This window comes from Micromonospora sp. NPDC047740 (genome assembly GCF_043204735.1).
Taxonomy (GTDB): domain Bacteria; phylum Actinomycetota; class Actinomycetes; order Mycobacteriales; family Micromonosporaceae; genus Micromonospora.
The window spans coordinates 377,611-394,687 of the sequence record NZ_JBIDCT010000001.1; the positions used below are offsets into that span (position 1 = coordinate 377,611).

General features: G+C 70.5%; 12 protein-coding genes and 1 riboswitch. All 12 genes read left to right on the forward strand.

The genetic code is table 11. The annotated features are described in order from the left end of the window. The first annotated feature begins 41 nt into the window (after positions 1-41). The 12 genes from ACGF4F_RS01765 (at position 42) to ACGF4F_RS01820 (ending at position 17,033) form a co-directional block, all read left to right on the forward strand. On the forward strand, positions 42-419 hold the full coding sequence (locus ACGF4F_RS01765; RefSeq protein ID WP_393073855.1) for a glycoside hydrolase family 3 C-terminal domain-containing protein: 378 nt from the start codon (positions 42-44) through the stop codon (positions 417-419). A 142-nt stretch (positions 420-561) separates the two neighbouring features. Beyond that, positions 562-736, forward strand: a riboswitch (cyclic di-AMP (ydaO/yuaA leader). Further along, complete coding sequence (locus tag ACGF4F_RS01770) at positions 735-1,388, forward strand: transglycosylase family protein (protein WP_357435573.1); 654 nt, start codon at positions 735-737, stop codon at positions 1,386-1,388. Its footprint overlaps the riboswitch before it by 2 nt. Positions 1,389-1,561: 173 nt before the next feature. After that, positions 1,562-2,023: a YbaB/EbfC family DNA-binding protein gene (locus ACGF4F_RS01775; protein ID WP_393073858.1), complete on the forward strand. Its 462-nt coding sequence runs from the start codon at positions 1,562-1,564 to the stop codon at positions 2,021-2,023. 1,035 nt (positions 2,024-3,058) lie between these two features. Beyond that, positions 3,059-7,327: an OmpL47-type beta-barrel domain-containing protein gene (locus ACGF4F_RS01780; RefSeq protein ID WP_393073861.1), complete on the forward strand. Its 4,269-nt coding sequence runs from the start codon at positions 3,059-3,061 to the stop codon at positions 7,325-7,327. Positions 7,328-7,347: 20 nt separating this feature from the next. Further along, on the forward strand, positions 7,348-8,313 hold the full coding sequence (locus ACGF4F_RS01785) for a sugar phosphate isomerase/epimerase family protein (protein ID WP_393073864.1): 966 nt from the start codon (positions 7,348-7,350) through the stop codon (positions 8,311-8,313). Further along, positions 8,310-9,569 (forward strand): multicopper oxidase domain-containing protein, encoded by a 1,260-nt coding sequence (locus ACGF4F_RS01790; protein ID WP_393073867.1) that lies wholly within the window; start codon positions 8,310-8,312, stop codon positions 9,567-9,569. The genes ACGF4F_RS01785 and ACGF4F_RS01790 overlap by 4 nt, the downstream gene beginning before the upstream one ends. 194 nt (positions 9,570-9,763) lie before the next feature. Continuing rightward, positions 9,764-13,822: a ThuA domain-containing protein gene (locus ACGF4F_RS01795; RefSeq protein ID WP_393073870.1), complete on the forward strand. Its 4,059-nt coding sequence runs from the start codon at positions 9,764-9,766 to the stop codon at positions 13,820-13,822. Between the two features lie 569 nt (positions 13,823-14,391). Further along, complete coding sequence (locus tag ACGF4F_RS01800; protein WP_393073873.1) at positions 14,392-14,646, forward strand: hypothetical protein; 255 nt, start codon at positions 14,392-14,394, stop codon at positions 14,644-14,646. Between the two features lie 190 nt (positions 14,647-14,836). Beyond that, positions 14,837-16,033 carry a helix-turn-helix domain-containing protein gene (locus ACGF4F_RS01805; RefSeq protein WP_393073876.1) on the forward strand — a complete coding sequence of 399 codons (1,197 nt, stop codon included), beginning with the start codon at positions 14,837-14,839 and terminating at the stop codon, positions 16,031-16,033. A 181-nt stretch (positions 16,034-16,214) separates the two neighbouring features. Continuing rightward, positions 16,215-16,430: a hypothetical protein gene (locus tag ACGF4F_RS01810; protein WP_393073879.1), complete on the forward strand. Its 216-nt coding sequence runs from the start codon at positions 16,215-16,217 to the stop codon at positions 16,428-16,430. Then, positions 16,405-16,818 (forward strand): hypothetical protein, encoded by a 414-nt coding sequence (locus ACGF4F_RS01815; protein WP_393073882.1) that lies wholly within the window; start codon positions 16,405-16,407, stop codon positions 16,816-16,818. The genes ACGF4F_RS01810 and ACGF4F_RS01815 overlap by 26 nt, the downstream gene beginning before the upstream one ends. After that, positions 16,815-17,033 carry a hypothetical protein gene (locus ACGF4F_RS01820; RefSeq protein ID WP_393073885.1) on the forward strand — a complete coding sequence of 73 codons (219 nt, stop codon included), beginning with the start codon at positions 16,815-16,817 and terminating at the stop codon, positions 17,031-17,033. The genes ACGF4F_RS01815 and ACGF4F_RS01820 overlap by 4 nt, the downstream gene beginning before the upstream one ends. Positions 17,034-17,077 lie beyond the last annotated feature (44 nt).

Genomic DNA, 17,077 nt, shown 5'->3' on the forward strand with positions numbered 1-17,077 from the left:
CCCGGGCCCGGCGACCGTGCCGGACTTCGCCACCGTAGTCGGTGCCGCATCGGCGCGCGCCCGCTCCCGCAACCGCAGCGATAACCAGGCGGACACCCAACTCAACGAGGCGGACCTGCGGGCCGTCCACCTTCGAGCGGCCGTACGCGACCCTGCGCAACGCCGGCGTACCCGTGATCGTGGTGCTGGTGTCCGGCCGGCCGCTGGACGTCGCCGGTGAGTTGCCGAACTGGACCGCGCTGCTCGCCTCCTGGCTGCCCGGCACCGAGGGCGCCGGCATTGCCGACGTCCTCTTCGGCGGGTACGCGCCGACCGGCAAACTGCCGATGACCTGGATGAACTCCGTCGGCCAGCAGCCCATCAACGCCGGCGACGGGCAGGTTCCGCTCTTTCCGCAGGGTTTCGGCCTGACGTACTGAAGGGGGCTTTGTAAGGCACCTGTGGACGGCACGCAACTCGTACGGTGTGGCCTTCGCTCGGCCGGGTGAAGAACTTCACAAGAAGTGGGCGATCATCCGAAACCATCCCTAATGTCGACTGCGTTCGCGATCGCGGACACCCGGGCCGGTAACGCCTAATCCCGCCGCCGGCCCGTCGGTACCTGGACATCAGGCGGGAGCGGGGGACCCACATGTTCCTCGGTGCTCGACACCTCGGGGTGAAGCCGCCCATCCGGCGGCCGGGCTCCTCGGCCCGAACCCGACAGCTCACCTCGTCGGCGTGGAGGAACCCACATGGCAACTGAACACGTCGCACGTCACCGACGCACCACGCAGCGTCGCGTCGCCGTCGGAGCGCTCGTCGTCGGTGCCGCCACCGGCGCCGCCGCCATCCTCGGGCCGGCCGCGCCGGCTAGCGCATCCAGCGTGAACTGGGACGCCATCGCCCAGTGCGAGTCCGGCGGAAACTGGCACATCAACACCGGCAACGGCTACTACGGTGGCCTCCAGTTCTCGAAGAGCACCTGGAACGGCTACGGCGGTAAGAAGTACGCCAGCCGCGCCGACCTGGCCAGCCGCAGCGAGCAGATCGCCGTGGCCGAGAAGGTCCTCGACGGGCAGGGCATCGGCGCCTGGCCGGTCTGCGGCAAGAAGGGCGGCTCGACCAAGCACTACTCCACCAAGGACTCCGGCGCCACGAAGTCGCACAAGAAGGCGACCAAGGACCGGTCGTCCCGCGGCGACCAGCCGGCGACCCGCAGCCACCGGCGTACCGCGCCGGCGTCGAGCGGCGCGACCTACACGGTCCGGTCGGGTGACTCGCTGTCGCTGATCGCAGAGGCGAAGCACCTCGCCGGCGGCTGGCAGGCGCTCTACGAGCGCAACAAGCGCGTGGTCGGCGACAACCCGGGCCTGATCTTCCCAGGCCAGCACCTCCGCCTGCGCTGACGCTACTGGCAGGTGGGGTGCCCCACACTGCGCGCTGATGCACTGAAAAGTGGCCATCCCCGCCCGGGATGGCCACTTTTTTCGTGAACGAGGCCCCGGGTGCTCGCGGTGTCCCGGTCGGGGGCGGTTGCTATCGTCGCGGTGCTCCGGAAAGACGTGAAGAAGGCGCGGATATGACCAACGACTCGTTCTCCGCGGCCGCAAGCCTCGACGAGCTGCTCACCAGGACGCAGCAGGCGCTGTCGGCCATGCGCTCGCGGGCGGCCGAGCACCCCGACGGCGACCCGGGCGAGCTGCTCCGCGCCGAGGGCGCGGCGCCCGACGGCCGGGTCCGGGCAGTGGTGGTCCAGGGTGGCCGGCTGGAGTCCGTGACGGTGGACCCGGAGCTGGCCGGGGACGGGATGGAGGCCGTCTGCGGGCAGGTCGTGTTGGCCGTCAACGCTGCCCTCGCCGCCCTCGACGCCCAGGTCAGCGCCTCGGCCCGGGCCGACGTCGACGCCCTGGCCGCGCGGCTCGGCGGCATCGAGGAGCAGTCGGTACGGCAGATGGAGCTGTTCAGCCGGGCGGTGGACGACGTGATGGCCCGCCTCAGCCGCGGCCCTGACGCGGGGGCGCGGGCGGGCCGCCCGAGCTGAGGCAGGCCGGCCGCGGCCGCGCCGGAGAGCGCGGCGAGGCGGGGTGGGAGCTTCAAGGGGGTTAGCTCCTGTTCCGAGGCGGGCAGCATGGAGCCCGGTAGGGGCACCCGGCGCGGGGTAGCGATGAGGCGGGACGACGGTCGGTCCCTGCCGGCGTGGCCCCGGTTCGACGGATCGACCGTCCGAGCCGCCGGGGGCGGCGGCTCGCTGGAGCACGATCACACGGTCGTGGACGCAGATCAATGGGCGATCGCGGCAACCGGATCGGTCGATCACCGCGCCGGTCCCGGAAATCGGGAAGCTATGCGCTTCTATGGCCCCTGATCAGGGCGAACACCCTCCGGAGTGGGCGGGGCCCGCCTGACTGGCGGGGATTGCCGCTCCATGCGGATGGCGCACGTTCACCCGTCGGTCGACCCGGCGATCGAGCCCCGCCGGAACCCGCCCCGCCGGTGCGCCGTCAGCGCCCCCGTCGCCCTGCGGTGAGGCCCCGGGAGGGGTTGCGGTAGGAATCTACCGACCACTTTCGTTTGTCGTGAAGAAAAGTAGTCCGTGAGCGGACGAAAGCTATGGACAGCCTGAGAGGAAGTTAGTACTGTCTGGCACCATCAATATGTTTCGTCGAGATGAACTACCGGCACAGTAGTTCTCGACCGTGGCCTTCAGGCGGCGCAACCCGTCGGAGGGTCATGACCGGCCAGCGATGGCCACCCCGGGTCAACGCCGCACCACGGCGACCTGGCGCAGGCATGCGCCAAGGATCGACCGACGTCCGTCCGTACCCGACACGACCAGATCAGCTCCGACGCGCGACCCTGCCCGGCGCCGCGTGCGAACCGGCTCGCCGCTGACACCGGGATCAACCAACCATCCACATCGGACGACCGTGGCCGCCGGCCACGGCCGGGGATCCCGCGCGGCCTGGGAGGGGCCGACGGGCTGCGAGCACCCGAAGAAGCACCTCAGACGACACCTGACACCGACGGGCCGACGCACGTTCCGCCCGGTTGTTCCCGGACCGTGAAAGAGGCATCAATGAACCCATCCGCACCGCGGGATCGGCTCTCTGCGAGCCGGCTCCGGAGATCGGTGGCGGTCATCGCGGCGATGTTGTTGCTGCTGACCGCCGCCCTGACCGGCTCCCCGGCGAACGCGCGTCCGACCGACACCGAGCGGTCGGCGACGGCCGGGCCTCAATCCTCGTCGCAACTGCAGGCCCAGGTCCTGACCTGGACCGCCGGCGACAACTTCCTGTCGTACCTGTCGGCGCCGACCACCGCTACGGCCGGGCCGGCCACCCTGGTCTTCGAAAACAGCCGGGCTACCGGCAACACCACCGGAATGCAGCACACCCTCACGTTCGAAACGGGCGACCCGAGGTACAACAGCGACGTCGACGTCAACATCCTGGCGGATCCGACGGACAGCAAGGGGGGCCGGTGGACCGTTGACGTGGTGCTCTCGCCCGGCACCTACCGGTACTTCTGCGCCATCCCGGGCCACGGCGGAATGACCGGCCTGCTGGTGGTCACCGGCGGCGGATCGGACACCACGCCGCCCACGGTCAGCGCCACGGTTTCCGGGGAGAAGGACCCAACCGGGGCGTACGTGGGCAGCGCGACGGTCACCCTGTCGGCGACCGACAGCGGCTCCGGTGTAGAGCGAGTCGAGTACTCCCTGGACGGCGGCCCATATGGCACCTACTCGGCGCCGGTGACGGTGAACCAGCTGGGTCAGCACACGGTGAGTTACCGGGCCACTGACAAGGCGGGCAACACCTCGACGCCGCAGTCGGTGTCGTTCCGGGTCGTCGAACCGCCGCCGACGGACACCACCCCGCCCATCGTGACGGCGGCGGTGACCGGTCAGCGGGACGCCAACGGCGCGTACGTGGGCAGTGCCACGGTGACCCTGTCGGCCACGGACACCGAGTCGGGGGTGGATCGGGTCGAGTACTCCCTCGACGGCGGTGCCTACGCCGGGTACTCCGCGCCGGTGACGGTGAACCAGGTGGGGCAGCACACGGTGACCTATCGGGCCACGGACAAGGCGGGTAACACGTCGTCGCCGCAGTCGGTGGCGTTCACGGTCGTGGAGACGCCTCCGGCGGATACCACTCCGCCGACGGTGACGGCGGCGGTGACGGGGGAGAAGGACCCCAACGGTGCGTACATCGGCGGCGCGACGGTGACGCTGTCCGCCACCGACACCCAGTCGGGCGTGGACCGGGTCGAGTTCTCCCTCGACGGGCAGCCGTACGCCATCTACTCGGCGCCGGTGGCGGTGAACCAGCCGGGGCAGCACACGGTGAGCTATCGGGCCACTGACAAGGCCGGCAACACCTCGACGCCGCAGTCGGTGTCGTTCCGGGTGGTGGAAACGCCGCCAGCGGACACCACGCCACCTACGGTGACGGCTGCGGTGACCGGTCAGCGGGACGCCAACGGCGCCTATGTGGGCAGTGCCACCGTGACGCTCTCCGCCACCGACACCCAGTCGGGTGTCGACCGGGTCGAGTACTCCATCGACGGCGGCGCATATGGCACCTACTCGGCGCCGGTGACAGTGAACCAGGTAGGGCAGCACACGGTGACCTATCGGGCCACGGACAAGGCGGGCAACACGTCGTCGCCGCAGTCGGTGGCGTTCACGGTGGTCGAGACGCCTCCGGCCGACACCACGCCGCCCACCGTGACGGCTGCGGTGACGGGGGAGAAGGACCCCAGCGGGGCATACGTGGGCAGCGCCACGGTGACGCTTTCCGCCACCGACACCCAGTCGGGCGTGGATCGGGTTGAGTTCTCTCTCGACGGGCAGCCGTACGCCATCTACTCGGCGCCGGTGGCGGTGAACCAGCCGGGTCAGCACACGGTGAGCTACCGGGCCACCGACAAGGCCGGTAACACCTCGACGCCGCAGTCGGTGTCGTTCCGGGTGGTGGAAACGCCGCCGACGGACACCACGCCGCCCACGGTGACGGCCGCGGTGACCGGCCAGCGGGACGCCAACGGCGCGTACGTGGGCAGCGCGACGGTGACCCTGTCGGCCACGGACACCGAGTCGGGGGTGGATCGGGTCGAGTACTCCCTCGACGGCGGTGCCTACGCCGGGTACTCCGCGCCGGTGACGGTGAACCAGGTGGGGCAGCACACGGTGACCTATCGGGCCACGGACAAGGCGGGTAACACGTCGTCGCCGCAGTCGGTGGCGTTCACGGTCGTGGAGACGCCTCCGGCGGATACCACTCCGCCGACGGTGACGGCGGCGGTGACGGGGGAGAAGGACGCCAACGGCGCGTACATCGGCGGCGCCACGGTGACTCTCACCGCCACCGACACCCAGTCCGGCGTGGACCGGGTTGAGTTCTCCCTCGACGGGCAGCCCTACGCCGCCTACTCCGCCCCGGTCACGGTCAACCAGCCGGGGCAGCACACGGTGAACTACCGGGCCACCGACAAGGCCGGCAACACCTCGACGCCGCAGTCGGTGTCGTTCCGGGTGGTGGAAACGCCGCCAGCGGACACCACGCCACCTACGGTGACGGCTGCGGTGACCGGTCAGCGGGACGCCAACGGCGCGTACGTGGGCAGTGCCACCGTGACGCTCTCCGCCACCGACACCCAGTCGGGTGTCGACCGGGTCGAGTACTCTCTCGACGGCGGCGCCTACACCGCGTATTCGGCGCCGGTGACGGTGAACCGGCCGGGGCAGCACACGGTGAGCTACCGGGCCACGGACAAGGCGGGCAACACGTCGTCGCCGCAGTCGGTGGCGTTCACGGTGGTCGAGACGCCTCCGGCCGACACCACGCCGCCCACCGTGACGTCCGCGGTGACCGGCCAGCGGGACGCCAACGGCGCGTACGTCGGCGGCGCCACCGTCACCCTCACCGCCACCGACACCCAGTCGGGCGTGGATCGGGTCGAGTTCTCCCTCGACGGGCAGCCCTACGCCGCCTACTCCGCCCCGGTCACGGTCAACCAGGTGGGGCAGCACACGGTGAACTACCGGGCCACCGACAAGGCCGGCAACACCTCGACGCCGCAGTCGGTGTCGTTCACGGTGGTCGACCCGCCGGCCCCGGACACCACCCCGCCGACCGTCACCGCCGCCGTCTCCGGGCAGCTCGACGACAACGGGGCGTACGTGGGCAGCGCCACGGTGATCATCTCCGCGAGCGACAGCGGTTCGGGCGTGGACCGGGTCGAGTACTCCCTCGACGGCGGCGCGTACGCCAGGTACTCCGCGCCGGTCACGGTCAACCAGGCGGGCCAGCACACGGTCAGCTACCGGGCCACCGACAAGGCTGGCAACACCTCCGGTACCGCCTCGGTCACCTTCACGGTGGTCGCCAGCGGGCCGCAGCCGGAGTGCGTGAAGGACACCCGACCCACCGTCTGGCTCGGCACCATCGACAGCGGCGTGCCCAACCGGGTGGTCGCGGGCGACTGCACCATCAACAACGTCATCGAGGACGAGCGCTCCTGGCCGAACCACGGCCAGTTCGTCTCCTACGTGAACTCGGTCGCCGAGCACCTGCACCACCTCGGCGTCATCAGCCACCAGGAGCACGGCAAACTGGCCAGCGCCGCCGGCCGCTCCGGCGTCGGCAAGCCGGACACGAAGAACGGCTACCAGCCGATCCTCGACGACAACGCCGCGTCTTTCGGCAAGTGGCAGCAGGTCGGTGCGGGCGGCTTCACCCGCAACGCCGACGGGTCCATCACCAGCAAGCCGGTGCCCGGGCTCGGCATGCTCTGGTACCCGGTCGCCCAGTACGGCGACTTCTCGCTGAAGTTCCAGTGGCGCGATGACGCGCCGGGCGACGGCCGGGCCAACAGCGGTGTCTTCGTCCGCTTCCCGGACGTGCGCCGCCACCCGGCGGAGTCCCGGCCCGAGTGGGTCGCCATCAAGTACGGCCACGAGCTGCAGATCCTCGACCGGACCGACGGTGACCAGTACAAGAGCGGCTCGGTGTACGGCTTCGACCGGGTCGACCTGGCCGGCGCGGGGGTCACCCCCAAGGGCACCTGGAACGACTACGAGATTCGGGTGGTCGGCCAGCACTACTCCGTGTTCCGCAACGGGAAGCTGATCAACGAGTACGTCAACCGGCCCGATGCCGTGTTCAGCCCGCCCCGAGCGGACGACCCGGGCGGCGCCGGCCGGCAGCACGCCACCGGCTACGTCGGGCTGCAGAACCACGGGACGAACGACGTCATCAGCTTCCGCAACGTCCGGATCGCCCCATTGACCCCGTGCTGCCCGGGCGGCCCGGCGGGCGGCCCGAACTCCTGCTGCTGACCGAACGGAAGGGAACCATCATGGCAAGGAACAGAATCGACAGACGTACCCTGCTGCGGGGCCTCGCCGGCTCCACGGTGGCGGTCAGCGCGGCCAGTCTCGCCGGCGCCGTGCCGGCCGGGGCTGACCAGGGGGGCCAGGGCAAGCTCATCCCGCAAGGGCACCTGGGCATCCAGCTCTACAGCGTCCGCGACAAGGTCGCCCAGGTCGGCTTCGCGGCCGTCTTCGAGGAGCTGTCCCGCATCGGCTACCGGGAGGTGGAGTTCGCCGGCTACACCCAGGGCTCAGTGGGCGCCATCACCCCGGAGCAGATCCGGCAGCTGCTCGATGACAACGGGCTGAAGGCGGCCGGCAGCCACCGCGGGCTGCGAGACTTCCGCACCAACCTGGAGTGGGAGCTGGACGTCGCCGAGATCCTCGGCATGCCGGCGATCGGCACGGCGGAGGCGCCCACCGGCAACCGGACCATCGCCGGCTACCAGGCCGCCGCCGCCGAGTTCAACGCGTGGGGCGAGGCCGCCGCGGCCCGCGGCATCAAGCTCTACCAGCACAACCACACCATCGAGTTCAGCTTCGCGACGGACCGACCCGACGTGCGGCTGTACGACCTCTTCCTGGACCTGACCGACCCCCGGTACGTGTTCCTGGAGATGGACATCCTGTGGGCGTACGGCGGGGCACGGAAGTACCCGGGCTTCCGCCCGGTCGACTACGTCAACGCCCACCCGCACCGCTTCCCGTTGTTCCACGTCAAGGACGGCGTGCCGCTGCCCAACCCGCAGCAGGGCAACTCCTACCTGGACGTGGAGTTCGGGGCCGGGGTCATCCCGTTCCACGAGTTCTTCGGCGAGCTCAAGGGCCGGGGCCGCTTCGAGTTCCTGTGGGAGCAGGACACCGCGCCGAGCGCGCAGCCGAACCCGCCGGGGTCGCTGGGCGCCGCCGAGCGTAGCTACCAGCGCCTGGTCGAGCTGCGGGGTGCCCGATGAGCGCCTGGCGGCTGGTCGAGGACGGCAACCCGGCACCCGAGCCGGAGCCGGCCGCCGATCCGACGAGCGAGGCCACCGGGCCGCTGGGCGGCCGGACCGAGCGCCCGCGTAGCGGGGCCCGGCGGATGCTGGTGGTCGCGGCCGTCGTACTGCTCACCCTCGTCGGCGCCGGCGGGCTGGCCGCGGCCGGCACCGGGATGTTCGCCGAGAAGCCGGAGGGCTGCGGCAAGCCCGACCGCAGCATCCAGCTGTACGCGGTGGAGCTGCCCAAGGACGGCACGCAGATCCGGCTCGGCTACGGGCTCACTCCGCAGACGGCCTCCTACCCGGGCCCGCTCATGGAGATGATGGAGGGGGAGTGCCTTGCCATCACCCTGCACAACCAGGTGTCTGCCGAGACCCTGGCGGCGTTGCGCACCGACCCGGCCCACCCGCTGGGCGTCTCGCTGCACGTGCACGGGGTCAAGTACACCCAGCAGTCCGACGGCACGGTGCAGAGCGCGTCGTACGTCCCGCCGGGTGAATCGCGCACCTACACCTGGTACGCCCAGCCGCGCAACAACCGGACCGGGGCGCAGGGCACGGCCGGCTACTGGTGGTACCACGACCACGTGGTGGGCGGCCCGCACGGCACCCAGGGGCTCTCGTCCGGTCTCTTCGGCGGCCTGGTCGTCCGGCGTCCCGGCGACCCGAAGCCGGACCGGACCTACACGGTGGTCTTCGGTGACCGGCAGAGCATCAACCTACGCCGCGGCGCCGCCACGGACACCTGCACCGAGGTGAACCCGCAGCCGGGCCCGAGCTGCCTGGTCGCCCGCAAGGGCGAGCGGGTGGAGTTCGTCGTGGTCGGCATCGGCAACGACATGCACACCTTCCACCTGCACGGGCACTCCTGGGCGGACACCCGCACCGGGGTGATCAGCAACAACGGGCAGCCGTTCGTCGACTCCATACCGATCATCGACAACAAGACGCTCGGCCCCGGTGACTCCTTCGGCGTCCAGGTGGTGGCCGGCGACTCGGTCGGACCGGGGCACTGGATGCTGCACTGCCACATGCAGTTCCACTCCGACGCCGGCATGTCGACGATGCTGCACGTCCTCGACGAGAACGGGAACATGCCGCCCGGCATGGGCCACCAGCACGGCGCGGCCGGCGCCACCGGCACCAGTGGCGCTGCCGGCGCCACCAGCACCACTGGCGCCGCCGGCGCCGCCGCGGCGCCCGCCGACGGCGGCCAGCACCAGCACAAGTGACGGGTCCGGGGCTGCTGACCGCCGTCGGTCGGCCAGCAGCCCCCGGACCGGCACCACCACCAGCGACCCGCCGCACCGGCCGCCCGATCCGGGTGGCGCCGGCGGTCGCGCACCCAGTGCTCCGGTGAGCGCCTCACCTCACCGGCAGATGGACGACCCGGAAGAACCTGTCCCTCAAACCAGGAGGAGTCGAGATGGCCGACAGACGCCATTTCCGGTTCTCCCGATGGGTCGGACGCTCCCGCGCCGACTCGACGGGATCCACCACCACACCCACACCATTCACCCCGGCTGCAGCACGTCGTACCCGCGGGCGCCGGATCGGCGCCCTGGCGTCGAGCGCCGCCCTGGCGCTCGGTGTGCTGGCCCTGCCCGCCCAGGCGGTCACCCCCGCGGCGGCCGCCGCCGAGGCCGCCGCGGCGGTCAAGGTGCTGGTCTTCCATGGCCCGGTGGACAAGCAGGACGACCCGGTCGCCCGGGCCACCGCCACCATCCGTGAGCTGGGCGAGCAGCAGGGCTTCAGCGTCGACGACTCCGCCGACCCGGCGGTGTTCACCTTCGGCAACCTGGCCCGCTACCGCGCGGTGGTCTTCCTCTCCGCCAACGGCGTCACCCTCAACGAGGCCCAGGAGGCCGCCTTCCAGGCGTACGTGAAGGGCGGCGGCGGTTTCGTCGGCGTCCACGACGCGGCGCGCGCCCAGCCGGAGTCCTCCTGGTTCACCGGCCTGATCGGCACCCGCCCGGCCGCCAGCCTGCCGAACGCCGAGAAGCCCGTCTCGGCCACCGCGAGCGCGGAGAACCCGCCGAACGAGACCGCCGCGAAGGCCATCGACGGCTCGACCGGCACCAAGTGGCTGACGTTCAACCCGACCGGCTGGCTGGCGGCGAAGCTGGCCAAGCCGGTGGTGGTGAGCCGGTACGCGCTCACCTCGGCCAACGACTTCCCCGGCCGCGACCCGAAGAACTGGACCCTGCAGGGCTCGAACGACGGCTCCACCTGGACCGACCTGGACAGCCGCAGCAACGAGACCTTCCCGCAGCGGTTCCAGACCAAGCAGTACAGCTTCACCAACACGACGGCCTACCAGCACTACCGGCTGAACGTCACGGCGAACAGCGGCGAGCCGCTGGTGCAGTTGGCCGAGCTGTGGCTGATCGGGCCGGACGCCGGGCCCGCGCCGGACAGCACGGTGCAGAAGGCCACCATCGACCTCACCGACCGGCAGCACCCGGCCAACAAGGACCTGCCGCTGACCTGGACCCGATCCGACCAGTGGATCAACTGGGACCCCAGCCCGATCGGCAAGGTCCACACCATCGCCCAGGTCGAGGAGAACACCTACAACCCGGGGCTGAGCGGTAACGGCGCCTTCCACCCGATCTCCTGGTGCCAGGACTTCGAGGGTGGCCGGTCGTTCTACACCGGCATGGGCCGGACCGAGGCGAGCTGGACCAGCGACAAGCAGTTCCAGGGCCACCTGGCCGGGGCCATCAAGTGGTCGGCGGGCCTGATCCGGGGCGACTGCCAGGCCACCATCGCCTCGAACTACCGGATCGAGCGGCTCACCACCACCAACCAGTCGGGGCAGCTCGACCAGATCGGTGAGCCGCACGGCCTCACCATCGCCCCCGACGGCAAGGTATTCTACATCGGCAAGGCCGCCTGCCCGAGCGGGCCGATCGTCAGCTGGGACGACCCCAAGGTCGGTCTGGGCTGCGGCACCATCCACCAGTGGGACCCGAAGACCAAGCAGGTCAAGCTGCTGACCACCCTCGCCGTGATGGGCAACCGGGGCAGCGGCAGCGAGCTGGTGAAGAACGAGGAGGGCCTGGTCGGCATCACCCTGGACCCGAAGTTCGCCGAGAACGGCTGGGTCTACGTCTACTGGATGCCGCACGAGTCCATCGACCGGGACAAGCGGATCGGCAAGCGGACCGTCTCCCGGTTCACCTACGACGCCGCAAACCAGACGCTCGACCAGAGCACCCGCAAGGACCTGATCAGCTGGGACACCCAGATCCACAGCTGCTGCCACGCCGGTGGCGGGATGACGTTCGACGAGAGCGGCAACCTCTACATCGGCTCCGGTGACAGCAACTCCTCCGGCGGCTCCAGCGGCTACTCCGGCAACAACTGGACCCAGGACTACAAGGGCACCTCGTTCCAGGACGCCCGGCGTACCTCGGGCAACACCAACGACCTCAACGGCAAGATCATCCGGATCCACCCGGAGCCGGACGGCACCTACACCATCCCCGCCGGGAACCTGTTCACCGGCAAGGAGGAGGGCGGCGGCAAGACCCGCCCGGAGATCTACGTGATGGGCGTGCGCAACATCGCCCGGATCGCCTGGGACCCGGTCAACCACTGGCTGACCGCGGCCTGGGTCGGCCCGGACGCCGGCGCCCCGGACCCGCAGCTCGGCCCGGCGAAGTACGAGACCGCCACGATCATCACCTCGGCGGGCAACCAGGGCTGGCCGTACTGCATGGGTAACCGGCAGCCCTACCGGGACCGCAGCAACAGCGACGCCAACGTGCTGACCGGCTGGTACGACTGCGACAACCTGAAGAACGAGTCGCCGCGCAACACCGGCCTGGTCAACATCCCGCCCGCCCGGGACAACATGATCTGGTACTCGCCGCAGGGCGGTGGCCCGGTCTACCCGAAGCGGACCGACGGCAGCGGGCTGCCCTCGTACGTGGTGGGCGAGGAGACCTTCACCCAGCCGTACCTCAAGGGCGGCGGTCAGGCCATCATGGACGGCCCGACCTACCACCGGTCGAAGGTCGACACCGACAGCGGCGTCGCCTGGCCGGCGTACTGGGACAACAAGTGGTTCATCGGTGACGAGTCCAACGCCAACAACCGGATCGCCGTGACGGTCGACCCGGCCAAGGTCGCCAGCGCCGGTCCGCCGGCGTTCGCCGAGGACCTGCGCCAGATCATCCGTTCCGGCAGCGGCGGCACCCAGCTGCAGTCCTGGATGGACGCCAAGTTCGGCCCGGACGGGGCGCTGTACATGCTCGACTACGCCGGTGGCTTCTTCAGCCTCCACTCCAACCAGAAGCTGATCCGGATCGTGTACACCGGTGGCGAGGCGACGCCGCGGCCGAGCGACGCCACCTGGCGGGCGGTCACGCCGAGCCAGCCGAAGACGATCGCGTTCTCGTCGGCTCGGGCCGGCGGCGTGGCGTGGGAGTGGAACTTCGGTGACGGCAGCGCGCCGTCGCGGGAGGCCAACCCGACCCACACCTACGCGGGTTACGGCACCTACGAGGCCACCCTCAAGGTGACGTACGCCGGCGGCCAGGTGTCCACCGCGAAGATCACCGTCACCACGGGCTGCCCCGCGCCGGACACCCGCAAGACGGTACAGCTGCTGGACACCGACACCGGCGTGGCCAACCACGTGGCCGGCGGCGGCTGCACGATCAACGACCTGATCGACGACGAGCGGAACTGGACGAACCACGGCCAGTTCGTCAGCCACGTCGCCGACGTGGTCAACGACCTGCGGGCCGGCGGCATCGTGGACAACAAGGAGGCGCAGAAGCTGCAGACCTCCGCGGCCCAGTCGAAGATCGGCAAGGTCGCCGGGTACCAGTCGCTCTTCGACGGCACCGCGGCGTCGCTCGCCGACTGGCGGCAGGCGCCCAGCGGGTCGTTCACCCTCCAGCGAGACGGGACCATCCGCAGCTCGGGTGGGCTCGGCATGCTCTGGTACGCCAAGGACGAGTTCGCCGACTTCTCGCTTCGGCTGAAGTTCCGGGACGTGTCCGCCGGCACCACGTACGCCAACAGCGGGGTCTTCACCCGCTTCCCGGACCCGCGGATCCCGCTGGACCAGCGGCCGGCCGGCAGTTGCGGCACGGTCGGCTCGGCCCGGAGCTCGCAGGCCTGGGTGGCGATCTACTGCGGCCATGAGATCCAGATCTACGACGGGCCGACCGGCGAGGTGCAAAAGACCGGGTCGATCTACAACTTCGACCCGCAGGGTCTGGACAAGGCCGGGGCGACCCCGAAGGGCCAGTGGAACGACTACGAGGTCCGGGTGGTCGGGCAGCACTACACGATCATCCGGAACGGCGTGGTGATCAACGAGTTCGACAACACGCCCGGCAAGGCGTCGTCCCGTGCGGGTGACCCGCCGACCGACCTGCGGCAGTTCCTCAGCGGGTTCGTCGGGTTGCAGAACCACGGTACGAACGACCTGATCGAGTTCCGCGACGTGCGAGTCCGCTCGCTGTAGTCCAGTCGGCGCCGGGCACGGGAGTCTCCCGTGCCCGGCGCCCTCGCAGGTCACAGGCCACTTCCCGGAAACGGGAGGTGGCCTTCCTGCTTCTGGGTAGTAGCGCTGTACAGCAGCCAGCGGGCCAAGAGCCGTCGGCCATTGGGCATGATGAGTTCGTGGACGACCTGACGCGAGCAGACTTGGAGATCGTCCTTCCGCGTGAGGGCTTCCTCGCCCGACAGCTACCGGCTGCACGGAGGCAGCGGAGCCAACGAATGCTATGTGCTCGACCTCGGCCCAGCGGGTTGGGAGGTCTACTACTCCGAACGCGGGATGAAGGGCAGCCTCCGAGTCTTCCGGACGATGCTTGCGCCTACTTCCTCGCACTCTTGCGGCGCGACCTCACAACGCGGCGGCAACAGTAGGCCCGCACCTCACGGCGTCCGTCGCGTGTTCGACGTGCCCCGTTCAGTCGGTCAGCAGGGGGCGGTTCGTTCGGGAGGAAGTAGTAAGCCCGTACGCGCCGGCCTGCTGGCGGCCTTCGGCCGGCATCGGCCGACACGGCGGGTCCTTCTCGACCGCATCGGGTGGCTGGCACGATCGGTGTCATGCCAAACGGAAAGCCGGGCGATCACCCGGCCACGGACATCACGGTTCACCATATCGAGGTCTTTGGCACGGCCTGTGACGAGTTGATCCGGGAGATCTGCGAGCGCGGTGGCGCGGCGGCTCTTGAACGCCTGCAGCTGTCGTCGCTTGATCCCCGTTTCGGGGGTCGTCCCGACCTCGCGGCGCTAGAGGCCGTTCTGCGTGAGATACGTGATCGACTGTCGATGGTCTGAAGGCTGGTGACCAGGCCGGCAAAACTGACCCTTCGACGGGTCTGGTCGGCACACCCCGCGCGGCTTTCTTCCGAACACTCGGCTGCGACGATTGCGCGTGGAGGCTGCCGCGCGAGTACCGTCGACTGTGGCGGCCCGTCGGGGTAGCGGCCGGCGGCCCGCTGCCCAGACCGCTACCTGGGAGACGACGATGACCGATCCCGCGACCTTCGGTGCTCGCCTCCGCGCTCACCGCGAACGTGCAGGCAAAACGCGTCCAGTTCTCGGTGGGCTCGTCGGCCGCAGCGCCGAATGGGTCAAAGCCCTGGAGAACGGCCGCCTCCTCCCGCCCCGCCTGCCTATGCTGCTCCGCCTGGCCGAGGTCCTCGACATCTCCGACCTGGCGGACCTGACCGGCGACCAGTCCCTGCCGGTGGCATCGGTGACCCGCGCCGGTCACCCCGACGTCGACGCGGTCGCCGCCGCCATCCGGCGGGGTAACGTGCCGGTCGGCGAGCCGACGTCGGTCGACGCGCTGCGCGGGCTGGTCGATCAGGCGTGGGCGCTGTGGCACCGGTCGACCGTCGAGCGCACGGTGGTCGCCGCGGTGCTCCCCGGCCTGCTGGCGGACGCGCAACGCAGCGCCCGCCGGTTGGACGGCCTGGCCCGCCGACAGGCGTTGACCGAGTTGGCGCGCGTCTACCATCTCGCGCAGTTGTACCTGGCCCACCAGCCGTATCCGGAGTTGGTGTGGCTCGCCGCCGACCGGGCGATGCTCGCCGCCCAGGACGCCGATGACCCCGCGACGATCGCCGTGGCCGCCTGGTACTACGCCCATGTCTACCGGGGCGCGAACCAGGTCGACGCCGCTGAGCAGGTGCTCGTTGACGCCGCCGGCCTGGTCGACCCGGCCGCGGGTGCTGAACAGTTGGCGCGGTGGGGGCAGGCGCAGCTGGGCATCGCGCTCGGACACAGCAAGGCCGGGCATGCCGGAAAGGCATGGCGCGCGTGGGACGCCGCCGAGGACGCCGCGAGCCGGCTCGGCAGTGGGTACGCCCACCCCTGGCTGATGTTCGGGCCAGCCGCCTGCGCGGCGTACGCGGTCACCATCGAGACGGACCTGTGCCGACCTGGTGAGGCCGTCCGGCGGGCCGACACGGCGGACTTCCGCGCGCTGCCGTCGCACACCCGTCGGGCTGCTGCCCTGATCGAGGCCGCTCGGGCGCACATGCTGAACCGAGGCGAGGTCGCGGCCATGCACCTGCTCGGCCGCGCACTGCGCGAGAGCGTAGACACCGTTCGCCACCAACCGTTCGCCCGCACAGTCGCGCTGGAACTGTCGAACCGGCCGGGCACGGTCGGAGAGGACGCCCGGGAGCTGGCGCTCGCGATCGGGATAACGGGGTAGCCCTCCCTCGGGTACAAAGTGTCCCCGCCGCCGCCCGTGACCGCTCGTAGCGTCCAGGTCACCGACGGCGGCGGGAATCTTTACATCAGGGAGCCGATACGGCCTGATGAGACCTCGCCGCCTTCCGACGCTCGACGTGGAGGCGGAACCTGTGGCGATCTGGTCCGAACTGTGCAGGTTGGTGCGGTGGCTGTTTCGGCGGCCGGAGCCGCCGCCACCGCCGGGCACCGGGCAGAGGTACCAGGCAAGCGAGCAGGCGGAGGCGCAGCGGCGGCTGCTCGACCAGGCGGAGCGGTTGCGGGACACGCCCTGGCACCGCGAGTCGACGCAGAGCGTGCCGATCGGGCCACGGAAGCCGGGCCAGCGCACCGGTGACGGGACGAGGGGCCAGCGGTGAGCCGAGCGGGGGCTGGCTCTGCTGGCAGGCAGCGCGTCTCGTACGACGAATATCTGCTCGCGACTGCCCTGACCCTCGGCCGACGGCACCGCCCGGTCTGGTCCTGGCGGGACTGGCGGCGCATCTGCCGATGCGGCGTCGAACTGCCCTGCCATGCCCGGCACCGGATCCCGATCAACCGGGGCCACTGGCCGCACGGAGCAGCCGAGTGAATGACGATCATGAACAGGCGATCCTCGCGGTGCACGTCCGTGGGCTGGACGGGATGTGTGTCGGTTGCCGCGTGTGGTGGTCGCTGCTGGTGCCGTACCCGTGCTGGCAGGTGGATTGGGCGACCAGCCGGCAGGCACGGACGATCACGGCGCGCTACCTGGGGGTGCGGGTGTGAGCACGCACGGGCCGGTGGTGCCGATCTGGAGCTGCGGCGGTTGCGGGGCGCCGTGGCCCTGTGCGACCCGGCGCCGGGAGTTGCAAGCGGAGTTCGTGGACGCACCGATGTCCCTGGCGTTGTACATGGGCTCGCAGTTCGTGCGCGCCGCCGAGGATCTGACCTGGGCGCCCGCCGGCACCCTGCACCGGCGCTTCCTGGGCTGGCTGCGGTGAGCTTCCGCGCCCACCTGCGGAAGCAGGCATTCTCCTGCAGGCCC